General features: G+C 32.3%; 5 protein-coding genes. All 5 read right to left on the bottom strand.

Features of this window, described 5'->3' with window-relative positions; translation table 11 throughout:
- Positions 1-2,163, bottom strand: a 2,163-nt coding sequence (locus tag PHP06_10355) for an N-6 DNA methylase (protein ID MDD3840942.1), incomplete at its 3' end; no start/stop codon positions are given.
- A gap of 384 nt (positions 2,164-2,547) precedes the next feature.
- Complete coding sequence (locus PHP06_10360; GenBank protein ID MDD3840943.1) at positions 2,548-2,745, bottom strand: YjfB family protein; 198 nt, start codon at positions 2,743-2,745, stop codon at positions 2,548-2,550.
- 17 nt (positions 2,746-2,762) lie between these two features.
- Positions 2,763-3,311 (bottom strand): hypothetical protein, encoded by a 549-nt coding sequence (locus PHP06_10365; protein MDD3840944.1) that lies wholly within the window; start codon positions 3,309-3,311, stop codon positions 2,763-2,765.
- 199 nt (positions 3,312-3,510) lie between these two features.
- Positions 3,511-4,707, bottom strand: coding sequence for a flagellin (locus PHP06_10370; protein ID MDD3840945.1), 1,197 nt, complete (start codon positions 4,705-4,707; stop codon positions 3,511-3,513).
- 294 nt (positions 4,708-5,001) lie between these two features.
- Positions 5,002-5,235 carry a carbon storage regulator CsrA gene (gene csrA / locus PHP06_10375; protein ID MDD3840946.1) on the bottom strand — a complete coding sequence of 78 codons (234 nt, stop codon included), beginning with the start codon at positions 5,233-5,235 and terminating at the stop codon, positions 5,002-5,004.
- Positions 5,236-5,301 lie beyond the last annotated feature (66 nt).

Raw genomic sequence — 5,301 nt, forward strand, 5'->3', positions numbered from 1 at the left:
TCTATACAAAAATTCTTCTTCCGAATAGACAGCTCTTAGTTTGTATGTCTTTGTATCAAAACCTTTTTTTATTAATACATATGGTGGTTTAAACAGCCTCTTATCACGAATTCTATGTATTTTTTTCTTGTTAAAAATAGTACAAAAACTTGTATCAACTTTAAAAGCAGAAATGCCCTTTTTTGAATCAATCAAAGGCCTTCCTATTAGATGTTCTGCATCCATATCGCCATCAGATGTTTGTATACCTGTCTGATAGATAAATCTATTGTCATCAATAATATCTTTGATTGATGGATATTTGCTCTTTAAGCTTTTTATTGTAAAAAAATCCTGAGTAGTCCCGAAAACAATAGTTTTCCATGCCCAATCATTTTCTAGCAAAAGTGCTTGCTTTATATACTTATAATCGTTCTTTTCTATAACTATAACGCTAAAAAGTTTGAAAAATATGTTTGGTTTTAAAACCAAATGACAAATTTCATTATTTTTGTTTTCTTCCTCATTAGAATTAAATTTATAAAACACTATCGCTGCAGGACCTATTGAATTAACAAATATCAACTCTCTTACAGCCGCTAATTCAATATATTTGATTATTTGAGCTTTTGTTAAAAGCCATTCTCTAAACTCAACTGCCTTTGATTTCATATTATAAAACAACTTAGAGGTAACTATTAAACAACATGTTGTATTTTGTTGTGAAAAATCTTTCGTTCTTCCAATAAAACTCCTTGAAATTTCATTATTTTGCAAAGGTAAATTATTCTTTTTGCAGTACTCAATATGTAGACCATCATCTACTCTACCCCATGGCGGATTCCCTATTATAAAATCAAAATGCTTATCCCTTAAAAGATAATCAACCTCTTCAGAGAAAAAATCACATACGAAAAAGTTTTTACCTTTAAGCATAGGTAGTTTAAAATCTTTTAATGTTTTAGGATCTTTGTAATCCAGTATAGTTAAATAAATAGAAAATATAGCAACATCAATCGCTTCCGAGTTTTTATCAATGCCAAAAATATTATTAGTTACAATATTAACCAATAAATCATCATAAATTATATTCTCTTCTTCATATAAACTATTCTCAATAAGATTTCGTGCTGTTTGTACAAGGAATATTCCTGAGCCGCATGCAGGATCAAGTACCGTACAGGTCAAATTATTTTTCAAATGCGGCTTAATTGTCTGGTCTAAAACATAATCTACAAGGTAAGGTGGAGTATAAAAAGCTTTATCTTCTTTTTGTTTAACTTCTCCTAAAAAGCGTTCGTAAATAGCACTTATCAATTCTATATGTATAATATTGAAATCGTATAATGGGAATAAAGAATATTGCCCTGTATCTAGTACAAGTTCACCAGACATAAAATCACGTAAAACCGCTAAAGATGAACTATCCAGTATATCGCACTCACTTTTGCCACTTTTGATGTCTTTGTATAACTCGAATAGATTACCATTAAATTTTCTTTTTAAATGTGAAAACAAACTATAAAGTTCATCTTTTGACTCCATAACTTCCAATAGGTAATCTCTAGATTTAGCTATATCACTATTAAATTTTTTGTAATTTAAATCAACACCTCTATCTATCAAGAATCTTATAAATATTAATCTCAGAATAATTTGAACAGCAAAAGGGGCACAAGGACTTCTTTTTAAAACATTAGTTATGTATTTAATATTATTTAGCATTACAGTATCAAGCGTTGGTGTTGAAAATTTCTTAGCATAAATATGCCAGAATCTAGGGCTTGAAATATTCCAAAATGAAAATATGCTCGTATCACTAAGAAACTCATTACTTACGCTTTCAACATGAAGTAATTCATGATCTTCTGTATTTAGCGAGCATCCGTTATAAATTTCAATATGACCTTCGAAACTTATAATTACAACAGGTATTTGAGCATTCCATATTTTTTTAAACAAAGTTTTTAAATATTCTCTGCTATTATATTCATATTCAAAAAAGAGTACAAATGGTTTGTTTTCAACACAATAAACTGCATATGGGTTCAGTTCCCTGATAACTCTATACGCATGTAATGATAAATTATTATTTTCTCTTTTTGATAAAAAGTCGTTTCTATAAAACAAAAATTCTGATTGATCATATCCTAACACTTTTATGATATTATCAATTGTGCTCATTATATCACCTTGTTTTAGTGCTATTATAAGTGTTTTTTAATTATAATATAGCACATACGTTCGCATATAGCAAGTAGATTCTTTGAATTATTTTAAATAATATTTGATGTTAGAAATTCGTCCTCTGCCTACACCCTTACTCCGTAGCAAGATAGTTAAAGTGTCTATCTCATTAGCCGACAAAATATGGTCAGAAGAAATTCCCCTGACCTTGTGCATTTATTGCTCCATTTATTCCTTAAAGCTCCAATTATCTTAGCAACTGTCGCACTGACTGAGGCGTCTGATTAGCAAGTGTAAGTATAGTTGTAGTTACTTGCATAAGCTATCATAATTATACATTGATTTTATGTGCCTAATTAATTTATATACTTATATTATAGTCTATAATTTTATATCAATATAACTCCCTACATGTGGATTTACTGATTGCTCCATTACTTTTGCATTAACCTGCATCATTTTTAATAAGTCATTCATTTGTGTTTGTCCCGTATTCATTGCCATTTTCATTACTGAAATACTGGCTTGTTGAGCTACTTTCATCTGACTAAGTCCAATCGATAATGCTGCTATGTCCACAAGACCATCTCCTTATTTTACTCTCCCAACCATGCATCAAGTTTCTTATTGACTAGCTCACATGTTTTTTGACAAATTTCCGGCAGTTCTCCGCCTAAAACCTCAGTTGCTTCTCTAAAACCCTTTTCTATGGCAGCTCTTAACATATCAATTTTCTCTTTATCTTCTCCTGATATAGCCTTAGCAAATTCTACTATTCTATCGCTGACCATTTCAGGACTTAATGGTCCTCCTTCGCCTATCATCTCCTGAGCTTTTATACGAGTTTCTTCATCTATTTTTATATCCTGGATTTTTATATCTTTAAAGGATAACCCCTGCTTTTCTAAAAGCTGTCTGACCAACTCTCGTAACTGACTGTAGGTTTTTTCGCTTTCTTCTTTTAGTCTTTGAATAGTAGCATTATCTATCTTTGGAGATGGTTTTTGATATGTTACTTGTTTGTCTATCTTCGGAGACTGGGATGGAATATATTCATCTTTTATCTCTTGATTCTTTAGAGCTTTCTTAGCCTCTGATATCCTTGTAGGATAAGAATTTATGTTTGCTACACTGTTTATTTTCATTGGTAATCATCTCGCTTTGTACGATTTTAAAAAACAAGAAACCTTAAACTTCCACTTACTCTCAACTTTTTATATTAACTATTTCCTACCACAATAATCTTCCAACTAGTATAGTGGTTATTTATTACATTACAAAATATGGTCAGGAGAAAATTCTCCTGACCTTTGTTTGCTAGTATACTTATTTTCAGTGATTTATTTATCTTAATAGTTGAAGTACACTCTGAGGAGCCTGATTAGCTTGAGCTAACATCGCAGTTGCTGCTTGCTGAAGGATATTCTGTTTTGTGAACTCCATCATTTCTTTCGCCATGTCTACGTCTCTAATTCTTGACTCAGAAGCTTGTAGATTCTCAGAGGATGTATCTAAGTTCTTAATTGTGTGCTCTAATCTGTTAGAGAAAGCTCCAAGCTTTGATCTTTCATCAGATACTGTTTTGATAGCTGCATCTATAGCAGTAATTGCCGATTTTGCAGCTGTTTGTGTTGAAACATCAATACCATCAGTATCTGGTGTTTGTCCAGATATTTTGATATTAACCTCATCGTTATCTGCTACATCAGCAGAAATCGCAACTTCTATGCTTTCTCCAGCTTTAAATACATCTTCTAAGCCACTAACAGTAGAAGATAGTACCCATTTTGAACCTGCTTTGTCATCACCCTTATCATTTAGTACAGCTGAAGCAGTATATGTTTTTCCGTTTTTTGTTATTGTTATATCAGCTTTACCAGCTGCAGCATCAGTAACTTTAACTTTAATCTCCAAATCATCCACTTGCTTATAATTTGAAGCATCTACATCATCAGTAGTAAACTCATCTCCATTTCCGGCAACAAATGCAACTTCAGTAGCTGCCGCAGGAGTAACCGTATTTCCAGTAACTCCTAATGTTGCTGCATCCATAGCACCAATTGTAACTGCTAGCTCTTGATCTTCATTAGCACCTATCTGGAATTTACCTGTAAATGTTCCATTGGTGGCACTCATTAAATACTTTTCATTAAATTGTGTGTTATCTGCAATTCTTGTGATTTCTTTTGAAAGTTGGTCTACTTCATCTTGAATATATTGTCTGTCTAAATCTTTGTTTGTATCGTTTGATGATTGAACAGCTAATTCTCTCATTCTTTGAAGGATAGCGTGCGTTTCATTCAGAGCACCTTCAGCTGTTTGAATTAAAGAAATACCATCTTGAGCATTTCTTGAAGCCATATTCAAACCTCTAATTTGCCCTCTCATTTTTTCAGAAATTGCTAAACCTGCTGCATCATCTCCAGCTCTGTTGATTCTTAATCCTGATGATAATTTCTCCATTGACTTAGAACCGGAAGAGTTAGTGATTCCCAACTGACGATATGTATTCATCGCCATGATATTGTTATTAATTCTCATATAATAACCTCCCTGTTTTCATGCCAGGCATCCTTGCCCGGCGCATTTTATTAAATTTTTTTGTCTAATATGCTTAATGCTTATATTAACAAAGTGCTTTTCATACGGCCGCTTTGAAAATGCACTTTGTTAATAGCACCTTACTCTATATATCGAACAGATAACGGATAACTTTATACTTAACATGAAAATTTTTGCTAAAATTTTTATGACATCCTAGTTTGACATCTTGGTTTTGAGTCGAATTATTAAATAAACTATTTCGAGTTTAAATATTATCTTCACAAAGGCTTGCTACTTGTTTTTCTTGAAAAATTCACTAAGTGCCACTGAGGTTACAGTTTTGCTTCCTGCTGCCTTTTTATTTTCTTCCTGAATTTCCAGATACACTTCCTTTCTGTGTATAGCCACATTTTTAGGTGCATTGATTCCAATGCGCACCTGATCACCCTGTATATCAATTATTGTAATTTCTATATTATCACCTATTACTATGGACTGATCTTTTTTTCTCGACAGTACAAGCATCTGCCCCTACCTCCTGTCTGGCTATTTCCTCCATGATAGAATGCCGAACACTATACTTTTCAGTAT

This window comes from Clostridia bacterium (assembly GCA_028698525.1).
GTDB lineage: Bacteria > Bacillota > Clostridia > JAQVDB01 > JAQVDB01 > JAQVDB01.

Coding starts and splice junctions, on each gene's coding strand:
- PHP06_10365 (MDD3840944.1), bottom strand. CDS start 3,311: ATGAAAATAAACAGTGTAGCAAACATAAATTCTTATCCTACAAGGATA.
- PHP06_10370 (MDD3840945.1), bottom strand. CDS start 4,707: ATGAGAATTAATAACAATATCATGGCGATGAATACATATCGTCAGTTG.
- csrA (MDD3840946.1), bottom strand. CDS start 5,235: ATGCTTGTACTGTCGAGAAAAAAAGATCAGTCCATAGTAATAGGTGAT.